21 protein-coding genes are annotated in these 19,150 nt (G+C 63.5%); 8 read left to right on the top strand and 13 right to left on the bottom strand.

Features of this window, described 5'->3' with window-relative positions; all coding sequences use genetic code 11:
* The first annotated feature begins 5 nt into the window (after window positions 1-5).
* From BM190_RS07215 to BM190_RS07195, 5 genes are all read left to right on the top strand, one after another.
* Window positions 6-791, top strand: coding sequence for a 2-keto-4-pentenoate hydratase (locus tag BM190_RS07215; RefSeq protein WP_092253212.1), 786 nt, complete (start codon window positions 6-8; stop codon window positions 789-791).
* A gap of 191 nt (window positions 792-982) precedes the next feature.
* Window positions 983-1,906: a Bug family tripartite tricarboxylate transporter substrate binding protein gene (locus BM190_RS07210; RefSeq protein ID WP_244550612.1), complete on the top strand. Its 924-nt coding sequence runs from the start codon at window positions 983-985 to the stop codon at window positions 1,904-1,906.
* A 149-nt stretch (window positions 1,907-2,055) separates the two neighbouring features.
* Window positions 2,056-3,003, top strand: a complete 948-nt coding sequence (locus tag BM190_RS07205) for a tripartite tricarboxylate transporter substrate binding protein (protein ID WP_244550630.1) — start codon at window positions 2,056-2,058, stop codon at window positions 3,001-3,003.
* Between the two features lie 3 nt (window positions 3,004-3,006).
* Entirely contained in the window at window positions 3,007-3,492 is a 486-nt protein-coding gene (locus tag BM190_RS07200) for a tripartite tricarboxylate transporter TctB family protein (protein WP_092253205.1), read from the top strand.
* Window positions 3,493-3,501: 9 nt separating this feature from the next.
* Window positions 3,502-5,010 (top strand): tripartite tricarboxylate transporter permease, encoded by a 1,509-nt coding sequence (locus BM190_RS07195; RefSeq protein ID WP_092253202.1) that lies wholly within the window; start codon window positions 3,502-3,504, stop codon window positions 5,008-5,010.
* Between the two features lie 31 nt (window positions 5,011-5,041).
* Here BM190_RS07195 and BM190_RS07190 read toward each other — a convergent pair whose 3' ends face one another.
* A complete protein-coding gene (locus BM190_RS07190) occupies window positions 5,042-5,632 on the bottom strand; it encodes a TetR/AcrR family transcriptional regulator (protein ID WP_244550611.1) in 591 nt (196 codons plus the stop codon).
* A 122-nt stretch (window positions 5,633-5,754) separates the two neighbouring features.
* Between BM190_RS07190 and BM190_RS07185 the strand changes: the two genes are divergently transcribed.
* Entirely contained in the window at window positions 5,755-6,243 is a 489-nt protein-coding gene (locus BM190_RS07185) for a tautomerase enzyme (RefSeq protein WP_092253198.1), read from the top strand.
* A 15-nt stretch (window positions 6,244-6,258) separates the two neighbouring features.
* The gene (locus tag BM190_RS07180) at window positions 6,259-7,038 is read left to right on the top strand and encodes a crotonase/enoyl-CoA hydratase family protein (RefSeq protein ID WP_092253196.1); all 780 of its coding nucleotides are present in this window, start codon (window positions 6,259-6,261) and stop codon (window positions 7,036-7,038) included.
* Window positions 7,039-7,182: 144 nt separating this feature from the next.
* Here the strand turns inward: BM190_RS07180 and BM190_RS07175 are convergent, their stop codons facing one another.
* From BM190_RS07175 to BM190_RS07130, 10 genes are all read right to left on the bottom strand, one after another.
* Window positions 7,183-10,335 carry an efflux RND transporter permease subunit gene (locus BM190_RS07175; RefSeq protein WP_092253194.1) on the bottom strand — a complete coding sequence of 1,051 codons (3,153 nt, stop codon included), beginning with the start codon at window positions 10,333-10,335 and terminating at the stop codon, window positions 7,183-7,185.
* Window positions 10,332-11,567 (bottom strand): efflux RND transporter periplasmic adaptor subunit, encoded by a 1,236-nt coding sequence (locus BM190_RS07170; protein ID WP_092253192.1) that lies wholly within the window; start codon window positions 11,565-11,567, stop codon window positions 10,332-10,334. Before BM190_RS07170 ends, BM190_RS07175 begins: the two co-directional genes overlap by 4 nt.
* Before the next feature lie 64 nt (window positions 11,568-11,631).
* Window positions 11,632-11,877: a hypothetical protein gene (locus BM190_RS07165; RefSeq protein ID WP_092253190.1), complete on the bottom strand. Its 246-nt coding sequence runs from the start codon at window positions 11,875-11,877 to the stop codon at window positions 11,632-11,634.
* A gap of 332 nt (window positions 11,878-12,209) precedes the next feature.
* Entirely contained in the window at window positions 12,210-12,767 is a 558-nt protein-coding gene (locus BM190_RS07160) for an HdeD family acid-resistance protein (protein ID WP_018318104.1), read from the bottom strand.
* Window positions 12,768-12,939: 172 nt separating this feature from the next.
* The gene (locus BM190_RS07155) at window positions 12,940-13,425 is read right to left on the bottom strand and encodes a DUF992 domain-containing protein (protein WP_092253186.1); all 486 of its coding nucleotides are present in this window, start codon (window positions 13,423-13,425) and stop codon (window positions 12,940-12,942) included.
* Complete coding sequence (locus BM190_RS07150) at window positions 13,426-14,013, bottom strand: hypothetical protein (RefSeq protein WP_018318102.1); 588 nt, start codon at window positions 14,011-14,013, stop codon at window positions 13,426-13,428.
* The gene (locus BM190_RS07145) at window positions 14,010-15,122 is read right to left on the bottom strand and encodes an AI-2E family transporter (protein WP_092253184.1); all 1,113 of its coding nucleotides are present in this window, start codon (window positions 15,120-15,122) and stop codon (window positions 14,010-14,012) included. Before BM190_RS07145 ends, BM190_RS07150 begins: the two co-directional genes overlap by 4 nt.
* Before the next feature lie 48 nt (window positions 15,123-15,170).
* On the bottom strand, window positions 15,171-15,413 hold the full coding sequence (locus BM190_RS07140; protein WP_092253182.1) for a hypothetical protein: 243 nt from the start codon (window positions 15,411-15,413) through the stop codon (window positions 15,171-15,173).
* Window positions 15,414-15,444: 31 nt separating this feature from the next.
* Window positions 15,445-16,884 (bottom strand): basic amino acid/polyamine antiporter, encoded by a 1,440-nt coding sequence (locus BM190_RS07135; protein ID WP_092253180.1) that lies wholly within the window; start codon window positions 16,882-16,884, stop codon window positions 15,445-15,447.
* Window positions 16,885-17,015: 131 nt separating this feature from the next.
* Entirely contained in the window at window positions 17,016-17,219 is a 204-nt protein-coding gene (locus tag BM190_RS07130; protein WP_092253178.1) for a DUF6894 family protein, read from the bottom strand.
* Window positions 17,220-17,461: 242 nt separating this feature from the next.
* On the opposite strand from BM190_RS07130, the gene BM190_RS07125 reads away from it, so the two are divergent.
* Window positions 17,462-18,172 carry a Bax inhibitor-1/YccA family protein gene (locus BM190_RS07125; RefSeq protein ID WP_092253176.1) on the top strand — a complete coding sequence of 237 codons (711 nt, stop codon included), beginning with the start codon at window positions 17,462-17,464 and terminating at the stop codon, window positions 18,170-18,172.
* 19 nt (window positions 18,173-18,191) lie between these two features.
* Here BM190_RS07125 and BM190_RS07120 read toward each other — a convergent pair whose 3' ends face one another.
* Window positions 18,192-18,695, bottom strand: a complete 504-nt coding sequence (locus tag BM190_RS07120; RefSeq protein WP_028143792.1) for a DUF1269 domain-containing protein — start codon at window positions 18,693-18,695, stop codon at window positions 18,192-18,194.
* Window positions 18,696-18,904: 209 nt separating this feature from the next.
* Window positions 18,905-19,105, bottom strand: coding sequence for a DUF3551 domain-containing protein (locus tag BM190_RS07115; protein ID WP_018318095.1), 201 nt, complete (start codon window positions 19,103-19,105; stop codon window positions 18,905-18,907).
* Between the last annotated feature and the right edge of the window lie 45 nt (window positions 19,106-19,150).

The following is a 19,150-nucleotide window of genomic DNA, read 5'->3' as shown; positions in this document are numbered from 1 at the left end:
TCGCGATGGATCAGTCGGCCCAGCGCGAACTCGCTCGCCTGCTTGCGACCCTGCGCCGCGAAGGACGCCAGCAGAGCGGCCTCGACCAGCGCCTCGTGCCGCCGGACAAGCCGACCGCCTATCGCGTCGCGCGCATGGTCGAGGAGGAGCTCGGCTGGACCGTCGCGGGCTGGAAGATCGCAGCGATGAAGGAAGGGCTGCAGCGCGAGTTGCGTACGGATTCGCCGATCTATGGCCGGGTCTACGCGCCGCTCATCAAGCAAGCACCCGTCACGGTCGAGTATGCACGCCAGTGCAGTCCCATTCCCGAAGTCGAGTACCAGGCGCTGCTCGGCGCCGATCTTCCGCCGCGTGAAGCGCCTTACAGCATCGAAGAAGTCAAGCAGGCCGTCGTTTCGCTGCATCCGGGCGTGGAACTGGCCGAGTGTCGTTTCGTCCACGACGCCGCGTTTCCTCCTTTGCCCGCTATCCTTGCGGACGGAGCCGGCAGCGGGACGATTGCATACGGTCCGCCGATCGAGAACTGGCGGGAGCGCGACATTGCCGGCCAGGAGGTCGTGCTGACCTGCAATGGGACCTTGAGGCGGAAGGGCAATGCGGCGATCGCGCTGGACCATCCGATCGTGCCGGTGACGTGGCTCGCCAACGAACTCTCCCGGACCGGCATCGGCCTGAAGGCGGGGCAGATGATCAGCACCGGCACCGTGACGGGAATGTTGAGACCGAAGGCCGGTGAGACGTTCGTCGCGGATTTCGGACCTTTCGGCAGCGTGACGGTGACGTACGCGTGATCTGATCGAACTGACAATCTTCCAAGAACAACAGTCGGACGTGGGGGCGCGATGATGTCGTGGTCACACACCCAACCGGCGAGGAGTTGGAAACGGCATGGCGCCAGCCTTGCCTCGAGGGAGGGGAGAAGCCTATGGGATTGATCAGTCTTTGCCGCAAATTACTTCTCGTGTCAGCCGTTGCGTTATCCATGCCTGCGATGGCGAGGGCGGAATTTCCCGAGCGACCGATCAAATTCGTGGTGCCTTTTGCCGCCGGCGGGCCGACGGATGCATTGGCGAGATCTCTCGCCGAGGGGGTCCGGGCCAAGCTCGGCCAGCCCGTCATTGTCGAAAACCGGGCTGGCGCCGGCGCCAATGTCGGAGCCGACTTCGTCGCGAATTCGCCAGCTGACGGTTACACCCTCCTGTTCGGGACATCGGGCCCGCTCGCCATCAATGTGAGCCTGTACACCAAGCTCAGCTACGATCCGATCAAGAGCTTCGATCCGGTCATCATGATCGGCAAGATGCCGAACGTGCTCTCGGTGCATCCCTCCGTGCCGGCGCAGAATGTGCAGGAGTTGATCGCGTATGCGAAAGCCAATCCGGGAAAATTGAGCTTTTCCTCGTCCGGCAACGGCGCATCGACGCATCTCGCTGGCGTCATGTTCAATGCCATCGCCGGCACCGATATCCTGCATGTGCCTTACCGCGGCGGCGCACCCGCGATCAACGATCTCATCGGCGGCCAGGTTCAGATGAGCTTTGCCGACATCTTCGTCTCCGCACCTCACATCAAGGCCGGACTCCTTCGCGCGCTCGGCGTGACGACGATCGAGCGGACGCCGGTTCTGCCTGATGTGCCGACCTTCGACGAGCAGGGCCTGAAAGGTTTCGATGTCAGCGTGTTCTTCGGCGTCGTCGCACCGAAGGGCGTGCCTGAGCCGATCATCGCGAAGCTCAATGCGGCTTTCGTCGCCGCCATGAACGACAACTCGATCAAACCGATTCTCGATGCGCAGGGAATCATCCCGGCGCTGTCGAGCAGTCCCGCCTATCTGGGGACGTTCATGGCGCAGGAAATTCCAAAATGGCGGGACGTCATCAACTCGATCGCACTGCGAATTGATTGAGGCGGGAGAAGCCATCGGCAGTCGTGGTTCGCCAGGGGGCGGTAATTCACGGTGCCGATGACGAGCCGCCGGCAGGGCACATGAAGACACGAGCTTGGCCCCGAGCGAATCACTGGAGAGAGGATCTTATGTTTCAACGTAGCAGTTTGATGATTGCGATCGCGGCGCTCGCCATGTTCGTGCCCGTCTGCGCCGGCGCACAGGAATACCCGATCAAGCCGATCACGCTGATCATTCCCTGGCCAGCCGGCGGATCGACCGACCTCACCATGCGCGCGATCGCCGAGAGCGCCTCGAAGGTGCTGGGACAACCGATCGCGATCGACAACAAGGCCGGAGGAAGCGGCACGGTCGGCCCAGCCACCATGGCCGCATCCGCGAAGCCCGACGGCTACACCATCGCGCAGCTCCCGATGGGAGTGTTCCGCCTGCCGCTGATGCAGGAAACCCCCTGGGATCCGTCGAAGGACTTCAGCTATATCATCCACCTCTCGGGCTACACCTTCGGCGTCACGACCAGTGCGGAAGGTCCGTTCCAGACATGGCAGGACGTGGTCGACTACGCCAAGGCCAATCCGGGCAAGGTCACCTATGCGACGCCTGGCGTGGGCACTTCGCCACATGTCGGCATGGAGCAGATCGCTATGCTCGCGGGCATCAAGCTCACGGCTGTTCCGTTCAAGGGCGGCGCGGAGACGAATGCCGCGGTGCTCGGCCAGCACACCATGCTGCAGGCCGACGCCACCGGCTGGCGTCCGCTGGTCGACGCCGGCAAGCTGCGCCTGCTGATGGTGTGGACCGCGAGCCGCTCGCCGAACTTTCCCGACGCGCCGACGCTGAAGGAGCTCGGCTATCCCGTGGTCTACGACTCGCCGTTCGGCATAGCCGGCCCGAAGGGCATGGATCCCAAGATCGTCGCCAAGCTGCACGACGCCTTCAAGAGGGCGCTGGATGATCCGGCTGTGGTCGCGACGCTGTCCAAATACGACATGGTGCCGAACTACAAGAACAGCGAGGACTACAAGAAGTTCGTCGTCGAGGTCACGGACTCCGAACGCAAGGTGATCGATGCACTCGGGCTCGGCAAGAAGAACTGAGCCATGAGTGACAACAGCAACGTCAAGTTCCGTCCCGACAACACCGAGCTCTGGGGCGGGCTGATCGGTCTCGGGCTCGGCCTCTTCGTGATACGGTCGGGGCTGCACCTCAAGCTCGGCACGATCCACGATCCCGGCTCGGGTTTCGTGCTGTTCTACACCGGCATCCTGATGTGCGCGTTCGCTGCAACGATCATCGTTGCCGCGCTGGCCGACGGCGGACCGACGTTCGGCGCGCGCTGGAAAGATGTGCACTGGGCCAAGCCTGTCATCGTCATCGCGTGTCTCATCATGTTCGCCTTCGCGCTCGATCCTTTCGGCTTCCTGCTGTCCTCGATCCCGCTGATGCTGCTGCTGATGCGTCTGATCGATCCGGTACGCTGGGTCCTCGCGGTGCCGATCTCCGTCCTGGTCCCCGTCGGCATGTGGTGGCTGCTCAAGCATGGGCTTGGCATCCAACTGCCATCCGGCATGTTCGAAATCGGCTGAGCGCTCGCCATGGATACTCTCGTCAATGTCGCGCATGGGTTCGGGGTCGCGTTGGCGCCGATCAACCTGCTTTACTGCTTCATCGGCGTCTTCATCGGCACGCTGGTCGGCGTGCTGCCGGGCATCGGGCCAATCTCCGCGATGTCGCTGCTGCTGCCCGTGACGCTCTCGGGAACACCGGAATCCGGTATCATCATGATGGCCGGCATCTACTACGGCTCGATGTATGGAGGCTCGACCACCTCGATCCTGGTCAACATCCCCGGCGAGGCAGCTTCCGTCGTCACTTGCATCGACGGCCACCAGATGGCGAAGCAGGGCCGCGCGGGTCCCGCGCTCGGCATCGCCGCCTTCGGCTCCTTCATCGCCGGCACCTTTTCGCTGGTCGCCTTGATGCTGGTCGCGCCGAAGCTCGCGAGCGTCGCCATTGTCTTTGGTCCCACCGAGTATTTCAGCCTGATGGCGCTCGGGCTCGTGGTGCTGACCTTCCTCAGCCAGGGCTCGATGGCGAAGGCCTTGTTGATGGCCTGTATCGGCGTCGTGCTCGGTCTGATCGGGCTCGACAGCATTACGGCGCAGCCGCGCCTGACGTTCGGCCGCATGGAACTGATGGACGGCATCGGGCTCGTGCCTGTCGTGATGGGCCTGTTCGGCGTCGCCGAAGTACTGCTCAACACCGAGCAGTTGATCCGGCGCGACATTATCAATGCCAAGATCACCCAGCTCTTTCCGAACCAGGAGGATTGGAAGGCGAGCGCTGGCCCCGTCGGCCGCGGCACCATTCTCGGCTTTTTCCTCGGCATCCTGCCGGGCGGCGGCGCGGTAGTAGCCTCTTTTGCTTCCTATGCCCTGGAGATGCGGCTCTCCAAGACTCCCGAGCGCTTCGGCCACGGCGCGATCGAGGCCGTCGCGGGGCCGGAATCCGCCAATAATGCCGCCGCCGGTGGCGCCTTCATTCCGCTGATGACGCTTGGGATTCCACCGAACGTGGTGATGGCGCTGCTGCTAGGCGCCTTCGTGATTCACGGCCTGCAACCGGGACCGCTAATGATCACGCAGAACCCCGGACTGTTCTGGGGCATCGTCGCCAGCATGTATATCGGCAACCTCATGCTGCTAGTGCTCAATTTGCCGATGATCGGCATGTGGGTGCAGCTCCTGAAGCTGCCCTACAACATTCTGTTCCCCCTCATCATCCTCTTCACCATCATCGGCGTCTATTGCAGCGGCAATAACGTGTTCGACGTCTACGTCATGATCGCGTTCGGGATCATCGGCTACTTCATGCGCAAGCTCGGCTATGAGCCGGCACCGCTGGTGCTCGCCTTCGTGCTGGGACCGATGCTGGAGAACAATCTGCGCAAGTCGCTGATCCTTTCGCAGGGCGATCTCGGCACCTTCGTGACGCGGCCGATCTCGGCGGTGTGCCTCGCGCTTGCTCTGGTGCTGCTGATCGGACCGCTGTTGCCGACGCTGCGCAGAAAGCGCGAACTGGTGGCGCTTGACGAGGGAGCCTGACGTTGACCTGTGCGGCTCTCGCTTCTCGACGCTATGGCTTGTCGATTGCGCTCTTCAGCAGGAGCTCGAGCTCGTGACTGACCTCCTCCAGGGGTTGGGCGCTACGCGCAGCCCTGCACATGGCGACTGTACCTTCGACCGATGCGACGATCAGCGTGGCAAGCCGCCGTGCGCGCGACGCGGTGAGGCCTTCCTGCTTCAGCGCATTGGACAGGATCTGCTGCCAGTCCGCAAAGATGCCCTGAGCGAGATCAAGCAGATGGCGCTGGACCGCCTGTCCGCCGGCGGTTTCCTGATCGGAGGGATCGCTGACATATTCCTCGACGGCAACTGCCAGGATAGGACATCCGGCCTGATAATTCGTCTGCTCCAGCGTCCTCTTCCAAAGCGTGATGAAGGCGCGCAGGCCGGCCATGGCCCCCCGTTCGCTGGTGAGATGCCGCAGGGGACCGCTGACCTGGGTGCCCGCAAAGACAATGGCATCTTCGATGAGCTGCCGTTTGCCCCCGGGAAAATGATGGCTGATCGATCCGCGCGGCGTGCCGGTGTGGCGCACGACCTCCCGTACGCTCGTCGCATTCACGCCGCGGCGGCTCATCAGATCGGCGGCCCCGGCCACCATTTTCGCTCTCGTATCGGACGTCATCGGGCACCTCGTCGTCCGACGCTACAATATGACAGATGACATAGCTAGCGCCGTGTGGATGTATGTCACGTGACATAGTCAGCCCCGGAGAGCTCGAGATGACCTTTATCCACGTGATGACCCCGCAAGGCCGATTGACCGGTCAGCAGCGCCGGGTGCTTGCCAAGACGCTGACGGATGCCGTGCTGGTGCCGGAGGTCGGCCGGCTCGTTCCCCAGGCACGCCGAGGTTACCAGGTGCATTTCCTCGAGCGCCCGCTCGACATGATCGCGCACGGCGGAGAGCTGCTCTCGGACCAGCCGAGCGACGTCATGGTGGTGGACGTCGTCGTGATGGACTGCTGCTGGACCCGCGAGGATCGAGCCGTCGTCATTCGCAATGTGCTGAGGGCGCTCGCCGATGCTTGCGAGATGAAGGAGCCCTCTCCGAGCTGGTGGATCAATTTCCGCATCATAGAAGAGGGCAATTGGGGCTCCCGCGGCGGCGTGCTGTCCTTCCTCGACATTCTCCAGGAGGGCGCAGCGGCGTTCCCGCCGGAGCGGGCCGCAGCCATTCGAACCGCACTCGCCATCAAGAACGACAGGTAGACAGGAGACGCTCGCATGACCACCGAAGGCACGATCCGCACCGAGGCGCATGATCACATCCTGAAGATCATCATCGACAATCCCGCGAAGAAGAACTCCCTCTCCCCCCAGATGATGGATCTGCTGTCGGACGCGTTGACCGAGTTGCACGACAACGACGGCTACTGGGTCGGCGTGATTTGCGCGGAAGGCAAGGACTTCACCGCGGGCCTCGACATGCCGAAATTCTTCGGCCCGAACGCCGAGAAGCGGACTGTCAAGGAAGGCAATGTCGACGTTTTCGGCCTCACCAAGCGCTGCAGGAAGCCAATCGTCACCGCGACGCAAGGCATCGTCTACACCGTCGGCATCGAGCTGATGCTGGCCGGCGACATCGTAGTGGCCGCCGACGACAGCCGATTCTGCCAGATGGAGGCCAAGCGCGGCATCGCGCCCCTGGGCGGCGCTCACTTCCGCTATCTGTCCCGCGCAGGCTGGGGTAACGCCATGTACCACCTCTTCCTGTGCGATGAATTCACGGCGCAACGTGCCCGAGAGATCGGTCTCGTTCAGGAGGTCGTTCCGGCCGGCCAGCAGATCGGCCGTGCCATGGAGATCGCGGCGATCATCGCCCGCAACGCACCGCTTGGGATTCAGGTGACCAAGGAAGCGGCCGCGAAATACACCGAGCAGGGTGAGGCGGCTGCGATCGCCTGCATTCCGGCGATCCGGGACCGTGTGCTCAAGAGCGCCGACGCGCGCGAGGGCATCCAGTCGTTTATTGAGCGGCGGCCAGCAGTCTTCCAGGGACGGTGAGCCAATGCCACAAGCATCTTTGTGACGGGCGACAGGCGGATGAAGGTGGCTGATAACCAGATCTTTGGACAGTCATCAGCCCCTGGGGGCCTTCTTCGTTGAACGACGCAGCGTTGCGGGATGCAAGGCACCCCCAAAGCCTGTCTAGATTGCATTGCGATCGGGCGATTTCGGCTGATGGCTTGACTTGAAGGCCGCCTTCGCCCGCTCACGCAGGCGCTGGAAAACCACGTAGAGCATCGGCACGATGAATATTCCGATCGAGCTTGCGGCCAGCATGCCGGCGAAGACCGCCGTGCCGACGGCGCGCCGGCTGAGCGCGGCGGCGCCGGTCGCGATCACGAGCGGCAAGAGGCCCAGGATGAAGGCCGCCGAGGTCATCATGACGGCGCGAAAGCGCATATGTGCGCCCTGGATCGCGGCCTCGTCGAGCGGCACGCCGGCCTCGCGTTGCTCCTTGGCGAACTCGACGATCAGGATGCCGTTTTTGGCGGCAAGCGCGATCAGGACGACGAGGCCGATCTGACCGTAGAGGTCGAGATTGAGCCCAGCGATCTTGATGCCGAGGTAGGATCCGAGCACGCCGACGACGACCGAGAGCAGCACGGGAATCGGAATCACGGTGCTTTCATAGAGCGCGACCAGGAACAGATAAGCGAAGAGGACGGCGAGCATAAGCACGATGCCGGTCTGGCCGGCCGCCTGCTGTTCCTGGTAGGCGGTGCCAGTCCACGCGAAACCGTACCCCGGCGGCAGAACATCCTCCGAGATCTGCGCCATGGCGGCGATCGCGGTCCCGGAGGAGATGCCCGATGCCGGGCTGCCGTTGACGGTCACCGAACGATAATTGTTGTAGCGGGTGATGACCTGTGGCCCGGTCACGATCTTGAGGCCGGCGAGGGATCGTAACGGCACCATCTCGCCCGAGCTGTTACGCACATGGATGCGCCAGACATCGGACGTATCGGCGCGATCGAATGCTTCACCTTGCAGATTGACCTGCCAGGTGCGACCGAACAGGTTGAAGTTGTTGACGTAGATGCCGCCAAGCGTGGCCTGGAGCGCCGTAAAGATGTCGTTGACGCTGACGCCCAGCGCCTGGGCCTTGCGGCGGTCAATATCGAGATAGAGCGATGGATTGGTCGCCGTGAATGTCGAGAATACGCGCGCGAGCTGCGGATCGGCATTGGCTGCGCCGATCAACGCGTTCGTGACGCTGGAGATCGCGGCCGGGGCCTGACCCTCCAGGGCCTGCAATTGATATTCGAAGCCACCGCCGGTGGAGAGCCCGATGATCGGCGGCAGGTTGAAGGGTAGCACATTGGCTTGCCGGATCTGGGCGCCGGCGGCGAAGGTCTTGGCGATCAACGCCTGGGCGGAATCCGTTGCCGTCTTGCGGTCGGCGAACGGCTTCAGTCGCGCCACCACGAGTGCGCTGTTCGGCTCGGAGGCTCCGTCGAGGAGGGAAAAGCCGATCACCGCGAGGACGTGGTCGACGGCCGGCATCTGTTTCAAGATGTCCTCGATCTGCCGGGTGGTCTCGCTGGTCCGCGCTACCGATGCGCCGTCCGGCAACTGAACCGAGGTGAAGAAGGCACCCTGGTCCTCCTCGGGCAGGAAGCCGGTCGGGGTCACCAGCGACAGGCCGAAGATTCCTGCGGCAAAGGCTGCCACCAGCAGGAGCGACAAGGCTGCCATGCGCACCAGCCGGCGGACCGCGCCGCTGTAGTGATCGCGCACCCAGTCGATGCCGGTAAGCATGCGGCCGATGATGCCGCGGCGCTGTCCTGTATGATGCAGCAGCAGCGCACAAAGGGCTGGCGACAGCGTCAGGGCATTCAAGGCCGAGATCATCATGGCGGCGCTGATCGTCACCGCGAATTGGCGGAACAGCGTGCCCGAGATACCGGGAATGAAAGCGATAGGCACGAACACCGAGAGCAGTACCAGCGTGATCGCGACGATCGGCGCGGTGATCTGGCTCATGGCTTTCTTGCTGGCCTCGGCCGGAGACAGGGCAGGCTCCTCCGCCATGACACGTTCGACATTCTCGACCACGACGATGGCGTCGTCCACCACGATGCCGATCGCAAGCACCATTGCGAGCAGGGATACGGTGTTGGCGGAATAACCGAGCGCGAGCAGGACAGCGAAGGTGCCCACGAGGCTTACCGGGACCGCGACGGCCGGAATCGCGGTGGCACGCATGTTTCCGAGGAACAGATAGACCACGATCACAACCAGGACGAAGGCCTCGCCCAACGTCCACAGCACCTCCGTGATCGTGTCGCGTACGAACGTGGTGGAGTCGTATTGCACGAGATAACCGAGCCCTGCCGGAAACCGGCCGGACAGCCGCTGCATCGTGTCCGCGACCGCACGCGCGGTGGTCACCGCGTTGGCGCCGGGGGCGAGGTAGATCGCAATCGGAACTGCAGCTCGCCCGTCGATCCGGGCTTCGCTGTCGAGATTTTGCGCGCCCAACTCGACGCGGGCGACGTCCTTGACCAGCAGCGAGGATCCGTCCGGCTCGGCGCGCAGCACGATGTTGGCGAATTGATCGACAGTGGCGAGGCGGCCCATTGTCTGCACGTTGAACTGGAACTGCTGATCGTCGCTGATCGGCCGCGCGCCAATGCGGCCGACGGGAGCCTGGACGCTCTGTGCGCGAATGGCGGCGACCACGTCCGAGGGGGTCAGGTTGAGGCTGGTGAGGCGCTGCGTATCGAACCAGATCCGCATCGAATAATTCATCCTGGCGAACAGATTGGCCTGGCCGACACCCGGCGTGCTCGCAATCGCGTCCAGCACGTTGATGATGGCGTAATTGGTGATGAAGAGCGGGTCCTGCTGACCATCTGCACTGTAGAGCACCAGGAACTGCAGGATCGAAGAGGATCGTTTCTGGACGGTCACGCCCTGCTGTTGCACTTCCGTGGGCAATTGCGACAATGCGCTCTGGACGCGATTATTGACGTTGACCGTGTTGATGTCGGGATTGGTGCCGAGCGCGAACGAAACCGTCAGCGTATAGCTGCCGTCGTTGCCGCTGGTCGATTTCATATAGAGCGCGCGGTCGACGCCGACCACCTGCGCCTCCAACGGCTGTGCGACGCTGCTCTCCACGACCTCGGCGGAGGCGCCGGGAAAGTTCGCGGCTACGGTGACCTGCGGCGGCACGATATCGGGAAACTGCGCCACCGGGATCTGCGTGAGCGCCAGCGCGCCGGCAATGGTGATGACAAAGGCGATCACCATCGAAAGACGTGGCCGGTCGACGAAGACGCTCGATATCATTGGCTACCGCCCTTGCCGGTTCGGGGCGGCGGGGCGCGCCCGCCTTGCGGAGTCGCCTCGCCGGTTGAGTCTTTCATGCTCGACAAGATCAGCGGACTTGCCGGCTCTGGAGAGACGGTTTGGCCGGCGCGAACCCGCTGCAGCCCTTCCGCGATCACCTTGTCACCGGCCGTCAATCCGCTGATGACGGCGGCGATCGTGGGAGTCGATTGCCCGAGCTGAATGCGCCGCTGCTCTGCCTTATCGTTTGCCCCGACGACAAGAACGTAGTCGCCGCGCTGGTCGGACAGCACCGCCGAGCGCGGGATCGCCAGCACCTCGACAGGCTGGACTCCTTCGAGGACGACGGTGACGAATTCGCCGTTGGTGAGCTCGTGGACGGTAACGCCTGCGGCCGAGGGAGCGCGCAGGATCGGGTTGGCGATCTCTCCACGCACCGTGATCGTGTCGGTGTTCTGGGCGATGGTGTTGTCGACGAAATTCAGCTTGCCGGATTGCCCATACATGCGCCCGTCGGGCAGCCGCAACCGGATCGTCACCGCCTCGAGGCCGCCTTGGGGGCCGTAGCGTTCGCGCAGCTCGAGCCCCTGGCGCAGCGGCACCGGGAACGTGACATACATTGGATCCTGGCTGACGATCGTGGTCAGCACGCCCGAACTCGGACTGACGATGTTGCCTTCCGTCACGGCCGTGCGCCCGATCTTGCCGTCGATCGGCGCGCTGATGATGGTGTAGTCGAGGTTGATCTGTGAGGCCTGGACCTGCGCTTGCGCAGCCTTGACCTGGGCCTCGAGGCTGCGCTGGCTCGCGAGCGCGGCATCGTAGGTCGATTGCTGCCCGGCCGGTCCGCCAAGCAGGGTGCGGGCGCGCTCGGTGGTCAATCTGGCATTCTCGAGCGTCGCTTCGAGCTGTGCCACCTCCGCCTGCTTGGCGGCGACATCGGCCTCGAACGGGCCGCGTTCGAGCTTATAGAGCTGCTCGCCTTTCCTGATTTCGGCGCCCTCGGTGAACAGCCGCCGCTCCAGAAAAGCGGTGACGCGAGCGGCAATGTTGACCTGGTTGATGGCCTCGATCCGGCCGAGAAACTCACTGCTCTCGGTGATCGGCCGCCGCGCCGCTTCGACAACGCCGACGGCGGGCGCAGGCGGGGCCGGCTGCGGCCGCGCGGGTTCGCCGGCTAATGTCACGAGGCTCGCCGCCAGCAGTCCGAGCCGGACGTCAGCAAGGTTCATCGTCCGCTCCCTGCACCAGGCTCGGAACTGCCGGCGTCAGGCCTCCGCGATTCGACCAGCTGAGCTAGTCCCGCGCGGTTCGGTTGCTGCGCGCCGGCTCGTCGTAGCCCTTGCGATGGCTATAGAACATCAGCGCGATCAGGCCGCAGCCGAGCACCAGAACAAGGATGGCGGCCGCCGCCAGCACGATGTTTCCGTAAAGCGGCATCGAGGGTGTCGCCGTCCAGACTGACAGGCAGAACCAGCTCGCGCCGAGGAAAAGCACTGCAAGCACGGCGACGACGATCCATTGGTTCTTGTTGCGTACCATTTCCTCATCCTCTTCGGACTACCAGCGCCATCCGCAATGACGGCGCCCACGATGCCACCAGCAAACCCAGCGGCGGCGCCGGCGCGGTCGCGGGCCCCAGCCAGGATGAGAAGGGCCCCAGCCGGGCCGCGGCGGAGGTCCCCATTGCACCGGGATGGCGCGATCCCCCGGTGCCCGGCCGGCCCGAGAGAGACCGGGATCGACCGGCATTGCGTCCGCAACACCGATGAACTGAGCGCCGGACGCTCCGATCGCGGCGGCGGCAATGGTGTTCATCGCAAGGCTGAGGAAGACGCGGCGACTGGGAGCATCCATGGTTGTTCTCTCCTCTGTTATCCGGTCGTTCGCACTGATTGCAGCGCGTAGAGCAGCCATGCCAGGCCATGGGCAATCAGGTCGACGCCCAACAGGAAGCCGAGAGCCCAAGCGCTGATGGTGGGGAAGCCGAACAGGACCAGCACGCCGGCGATCACCGCGAAGACGCCCGAGATCAGCATCATCCATCCGTTCTGCCGCCAATAGGCAAAGCTCAGCACGCATCGAATGACACCCGAAGCGAACAGCACCGCGCCGAGGAAATAGGTCAGGATAAGCGCGCCCGAGACCGGCTGGGTGAGCAGCACGACACCGAAGGCGAGGTAGAGCGCGCCGAGCACGACTTGCCAAAGGAACCCGCCCCACCCCTTGGTCCAGAAGGCGTGGGCAATCTCGAATGCGCCGGCGGCGATCGCGGTGAGCCCGATGAGCTTGACACTGACGACGGTGGCGAAGGCAAGGTCGCCGAGCGCGAACAGGCCGGCGGCGATCAGGACGACGCCGAGGAGCGCACAAACCCACAGCGGCGGAGCAACCACGGCATCGAGACTTCCGCGACTGTCATACACTGTCATGCGATCCTCCTGGGCGGTTACGGCCCGAACGAGCATGCATCGGATCCTAGCTTCGAACACCCGACACCGACATCGGACGAAACCCTGAGCGGCGGGGCGGGAATGTTCTCATCCTCTCCCTGCGCGAACCGGCATCAAGAGCGGACCGAACCGCGGGACCGAGACGGCGGGATCAGAGCCCGCCTCGCGGTCCCAGTGTCAGATGAGTTACGCCAGCCGCGAGATTGAGCCCGATCGAGCGTTCGACCGAGATCGGCTGCAGCATCACGCTCCTGCGCGAGCCGCCGACCAGGACGTTGGCGCCGAGGCCGGGACCAAATGCAAGATTGCCGCTCGCGCCGACGTAACTGCCGCGCAACGTGCCGGGGCCTATCCGCGAGTTCCTGGCGAGGACGGCCCACGATAGCGCGCCGGCGCTGGTCACGCCGATATCAACGCCGACGCGCCGTATCCGCCCCTCGTAGACGTACTGCCGGGGCGGGCGCAGCGCGTTGAATACGCAACGCAGCGCCTGCGTCGATCCAAGCACCAGTCCGACGCGTGGCTCCGAGAAGCACAGGAGCCTGCCCACCCTGAATCTCTCGGCTTGCGCGGGCGAGGTGACGGCGCAAAGAACGAGTGATGCGCCGATGGCGGCAAGATATCGCAACGTTCGCATTCAATCCTCCCGGTGGTTCGTGATGTCCCTGGCGCTCTGCGAGGGGCTGCCGTCCTGACGCCACCAGAACGAGATGGCGAGGCCAATCAGCAGCACTGCGCCGAGCAGGAAGAAGAAGATGGATTGCTTCAGCCAGGAAATCGCCGGAACGGCGGCGCCCATCGCAAGGCCAAGGAAGGCGATCTGCAACGACAGCAGGCTCAGGCCCGCAAGGAACGTGCCGAGCGCGAGCAACGTCAGCAGGACGAGTCCCGTTGCAGGGGTCGGAAGCAGTTGCTGCACGCCGGAGATCAGCATGATGTTCATCGTGATCAGGACCGCGATCCAGTGCAGGGCCTGCGTCCAGATCAGCCGGATCTGGCCCTCCTTCCCCTCGATCTCCGGCCACTTGGTGACAACGCAGACGACGCCGATGGCGAGCGCCAGGAATTCCCAATAGCCGGTCAAAGGCTGGTGCGAGACGTTGGTATAGGCAACGCCGACGATGGCGAGCAGCAGCGCGACGACGTAGGGGAGTTGCTGCCACAGGAAACGCGCCGTCGTCGAACGCGCAGGGGCATCACTCGGCTGCGCTTCGAATTCGCTCATGGCTGCTCGCTCGCAATTAATGGCGGCTTGGGATCGCCGCCCAGATAGTCCTCGACATAGAACCTGACGATCGCAACCCGACCGATCGCAACCAGCGGCATCGCGACCGCGACGCCCATGACGCCGAACTGAGCGCCGAGAAGGACGATCGCAACCAGTGTCCACGCCGGCGGGGTCTCGACTGCCTGGCGCTGGATCAGTGGGCCGATCACGTAGCCTTCGATCGACTGGATGATGGTGTACACGGCGACCGCCCAGATCAGGGGCGATGCGCCGAGCGGCATCGCGACGAGCGCGATCGGGATCGCGGCAACGATCGGCCCGAGATAGGGAATGAAGTTGGACAGACCGGCCTGAAGTCCAAGCACGAAGGGACCGGGCAGCCCGATAAGATAGAGCGCGAGCCACACGCACAACGTCATCAGCATGATGCGGATCAATTGTCCGACGAACCACAGCCGCATGACGTTGCCCATCTCGTCCATCACGGCGCGCGCACGGGCGCGATGGGAATGCCTGACCAGCGCGATCACGCTTTCGCGGTGGCCGGTGGGATCGAAAGCGAAGAGAATGCCGAGGAACAGGATCACCAGCACGGCGGTCAGAAGGCTCGATGCTCCGCCGAGCAGAAATTGAGCGTGGCTGAAGAACCGGCCCTGATCGGCGAACAGCCATTGTGCAAAGTCGCGGCCCCATTCCGGGCCGAGCAGGTCGACGCCATACGACAGCAGGTGCTCCTGGAGCAGGTCGACCTGCGCATCCATCACTTTCAGAAGCAGACGCGTCTGTTCCGGCAGCTTGCGCGCGCCCCAGGCGAGGCCAAAGCAGGAGAGCGCGGACAGAAGCAGGACAACGAGCGTCAACCGCCAGGCTCGTTTGAGTGGAAGGACCGGCGCCAAGGTTCGCGCCAAGGCGTCCAGAAAGGCGGCGAACAGCACCCCGGCGAAGACAATCAGAAGGCTGGAGACCGTTTGCCAGATCAGGAACAAAGCGATGCCGGCGGCGAGCAGGGTGAGACCGACGGCCAGCAGACTTGGCCGTCCGGCCTCTCCGGTCTCGTCGACAGCGGTCTCGTGCCGAGGGAGTTCTCGGTAGTTTAGGGAGCGCATCCCGGAAACGCTGTCAGGTTGATCCATTGGAGGGGCCACTACGATGTCTCAGGGGCGAAGGCGGCGGCTGCCATAGTGCGGGTGTCTGCCGCCGCGATGACGCCAGTACCGGTGCTTTGTCGGATTGGTGTTGGTGTTCGGAGGCGCCTGCTTTTTGGATGCGGCGGTGCCGGTCTCCTTTGTCATCGCCGCGCTGTTGTCCTTCGATTGCGCGAGCGTGACGGTGGGTGACGCCATGACGGCCAGCAACCCGGCGAGGAGCAAGCTGCAACGCGTGATCGTCATGTTCATGTTCGCCTCCCTACAGTTCAAAGACGCCGGGTCAGATCGAAAGGGCACCGACGGCGAGCCCATAGACTCCGCCGCCCGCCGCGATTGCGACCGCTGCAAACAGGATGGCTTCGGTTCTCGTGAAGGTGCTTTCCTTGCGCTCGCGTTTGGCCATCAGGAACAGCAAGGTTCCGGGCGCGTAGAGGATCGAGGACAGCAGGAGAAACTTCGGGCCGCCGGCGTAGATCATCGCGGCGGCGTAGAGCGTCGCAACGGCGGCGCGGATCCAATCGCTCGTGCGGGCGCGCTCGCCGGCGTAATAGGTCTCGCCGGTCGATGCGAGCTTGAGGCCATAGGCCGCGACGAGGACGTACGGGATCAGCGTCATCGCACTCGTCATCTTCAGTGCGAGCGTGAAGGCATATTCGGCGAACCAGCTGACGAGCAGAAACGCCTGGATCACGCAGTTGGTCAGCCAGAGCGCACCGACAGGAACCTTGTTCGCATTCTCACGCGCGAGAAAGGACGGCATCGTGTGGTGTATCGCCGCCGAATGCAGGATCTCCGCGGCGAGCAGCGACCAGGACAGATAGTTGCCGAGGATCGAGATCAACAGCGCCACGCTGATGAACACGTTGCCCCAGCGCCCGACCATTGATTCCATCACGCCTGCCATCGACGGCGTCGAAAGATCCGCCAGCTCGTTCCGCGGCAAAACGCCGTAGGAGAGCAGCGTCACCAGGACGAGCAGGCAGAGAACGCTCAGAAAGCCCACCACCGTCGCAATGCCGATGTCCGCGCGATTCCTGGCGTAGCGCGAATAGACGCTCGCGCCCTCGACGCCGACGAAGACGAATACGGTAAGCAGCATCGTAGAGCGTACCTGGCTCAGCACCTGTCCGAGGCTCGGCGGCTCCGTTCCCCAGAAATTCCGCACCAACAGGTCGCGATCGAGAACGAACGCGGCCACGACGATGAACAGGAGTATCGGAACGATCTTTGCGAAGGTTGCAATCGTGTTGAGCCTGGCCGCGCCCCTGATGCCCCGCAGCACAAGAAAGTGCACACTCCACAGAAGCAGTGTCGCCGATGCAATGGCCGTCGGCGTCGTGCCGTCGCCAAAGATCGGAAAGAACTGCCCGAGTGTGGCCTTGATCAGAATGAGACAGGCGACGTCGGCAAGACAGCAGCCGATCCAGTAGCCGGCTGCCGAGGCGAATCCGATGTAGTCGCCGAATCCGGCCTTGGCGTAGGCATAAATGCCGGCATCCAGTTCCGGTTTGCGCTGCGACAGCGACTGGAAAACGAGCGCCAGCATAAGCATGCCCGTCCCTGCGATGATCCATGCGATGATCGCACCGAAGGCGCCGGTGGCGCGTCCGAATGCAGCCGGCAGGGCGAAGATACCGGATCCCACCATCGATCCGATCACAAGCGCAATCAACGCGTTGCGGGAAAGCTCTTGATCGGCCTCGTTCGACGAAGACGCCATGACGGAAGGTGGCCTCCCAATCCGGAGCGCGGCGGTGGTCACATCTGCCGACCGCCCCCCGCGGACGACCTTAGAAGTGTCTGCCGCATGCGCACATCAGGGATTCTCTGTAGGAGGTGAGGGCAGAAAAATCAGCCGCCGCCCGGGGCTCCGCAAGCCGTCTGCGGCGGGCTGGCCACAAGCACGACGCCGCCGCGGCAGAATTCACCGGCCTTGGCGAGCTCGGCGGCGAGGCGCCTGGCGTGCAGGATGGCTGCATCCTGATCTAGGCAGTCCTGTCCGATCCCGTCGGGAAAGAGGCCGTATTTGTCGGCGATGTGAAAGAAGAAGCGCATGGCATGGGTTAGATCGCGACCCGCCCGGCTTCCAAGTGACAAAGCTGTAAGGAGCGTAGGCCAAAGGGCTTAGACGTCGTTCCAAGCTCTCGCATCGGTCATGTGCGGCGTCGCTGCGATGCCCGCGGTTGCGACAGAGAAGGGTAATTTCCACGGCCGCCATTCGGGTGATTGTCCGATGCCGCTCCGGAAGCCCGAGGATTAGTGTCGCCTCCCTCGGCAAAGTCCCTGAGGAGGCGGATGTGTCAAATTTCGATCAAGACCTGACTGCGGCAGAGACGACTGGCAGTGCGTTTGCGGTGGACGCCGGCCTGCATGAATACATGCTTCGCATCTACGCTCACATGGCCGCGGGCGTCGGCTTGACCGCCGTTGTGGCCTGGCTGACCTATCAGGTCACAGGCCCGGCACTGCTGCAGAGTCCATTGATGTGGGTCTTCATTCTGGCGCCGTTGGGGCTGGTGTTCTTCATCGGCTCGCGCATCAACACGCTGTCCGTGTCGACGGCACGGCTGCTGTTCTTCCTCTACGCAGCCTTGGTCGGCGTATCGCTCTCGACATTGTTCCACATCTACACGGACTCGTCGATTGCCCGGGTCTTCTTCATCGCCGCCGCGAGTTTCGGAGCGCTCAGTGCGTTCGGGTATACGACGCGACGCGATCTCTCCGGGCTGGGCACATTCCTGTTCATGGGATTGATCGGCGTCATCATCGCAAGCCTGATCAACATCTTTCTGTCCTCGAGCGCGCTCGACTGGCTGATCTCGATCGTTGGCGTCGGCGTATTTGCCGGGCTTACCGCCTACGACACGCAGCGGATCAAGACGATGTACGACAGCACGGATGACCATACCTCCGCGGGTCGCAAGTCGGTCATCGCGGCGCTGTCGCTCTATCTGAATTTCATCAACCTCTTCATGATGCTGTTGCGGCTTGCAGGCGGCCGGCGCTGAGATGGGGAGGACGGCGGCTTCAGGCCGCCGGCCGCTCCACCGCACTCGTCAGCGCATCGCGGAGGAGCTTTTCCTTCGTCTCGTCGAGTGACGTCTTGAGCACAACGCCGCCGGCGCTCTTGATCTCGTTGATTACCTTGTCCGCCGTCATGTGCTTGATCAGGACGAACAGGGCCGCGTTGCCGGGCTGGAGGCTGGTCGACAGGCTCTTCATGAAGGCGTCGTCGATGCCGAAGTCCGAGAGCGCGCCGCCGAGCGCGCCGGACGCGGCGCCTACCGCGACTCCGAGGATCGGGTTCAGGAACAGGACGCCGATGAGAAGGCCCCAGAAGCTTCCCGTCATTGCGCCCATGGCAGTGGTATTGACGAGTTGATTGAGCTTGATGCCGCCCGCGTCCGTCTTAACGGCAATCACGGCGTCGCTGATTGTGATCAGATATTCCTTCTGCAGCTTGAATAGCTGTTGGCGCACTTCTTCTGCCTTTGCTTCCGACGGATACACGATCGCGACAAGATCGGACATTGACACCTCCCGTTGATCCAAATGCGAACCGGAGCAGTCGATGCTACCGTGCAAGGAGACCCGCCGCGATTGGAGGAAACCCCGGATGTTGGGGAGGAATGTCCCGATGGGGCAGGCACAGTTGGCATTCATGCCGAATCCGGGTGGCGTACGACAACCAACAGCACGTCATTTACGCCGCCCGGCCGATATCGGACTGAGCGCTGCCGTCAGCGGCGGCGATTTTGCACGCAGGTGCCCTGCCGCCCGCTCACCGATGCGCGGCATTGGGAGCGGGTCTCATACATGCAGTTGAGCATTCCCTTGATCTTCGAGCACCATGCCAGATCCTGCGCCTGTACGGGCGTCGTCGAACCCATCGCGCTGAGCGCAATGAAGATGGCCGCGGACAGCAAAGCCAGCTTTCTCATGTCGATCCTCCTGTCGTCGTGTGAATCATTCGGAGCCTGAGCGGC

The organism is Bradyrhizobium sp. Rc3b, assembly GCF_900114915.1.
Classification (GTDB): Bacteria; Pseudomonadota; Alphaproteobacteria; order Rhizobiales; family Xanthobacteraceae; genus Bradyrhizobium.
This window is presented reverse-complemented; position numbering and strand designations above follow the sequence as displayed.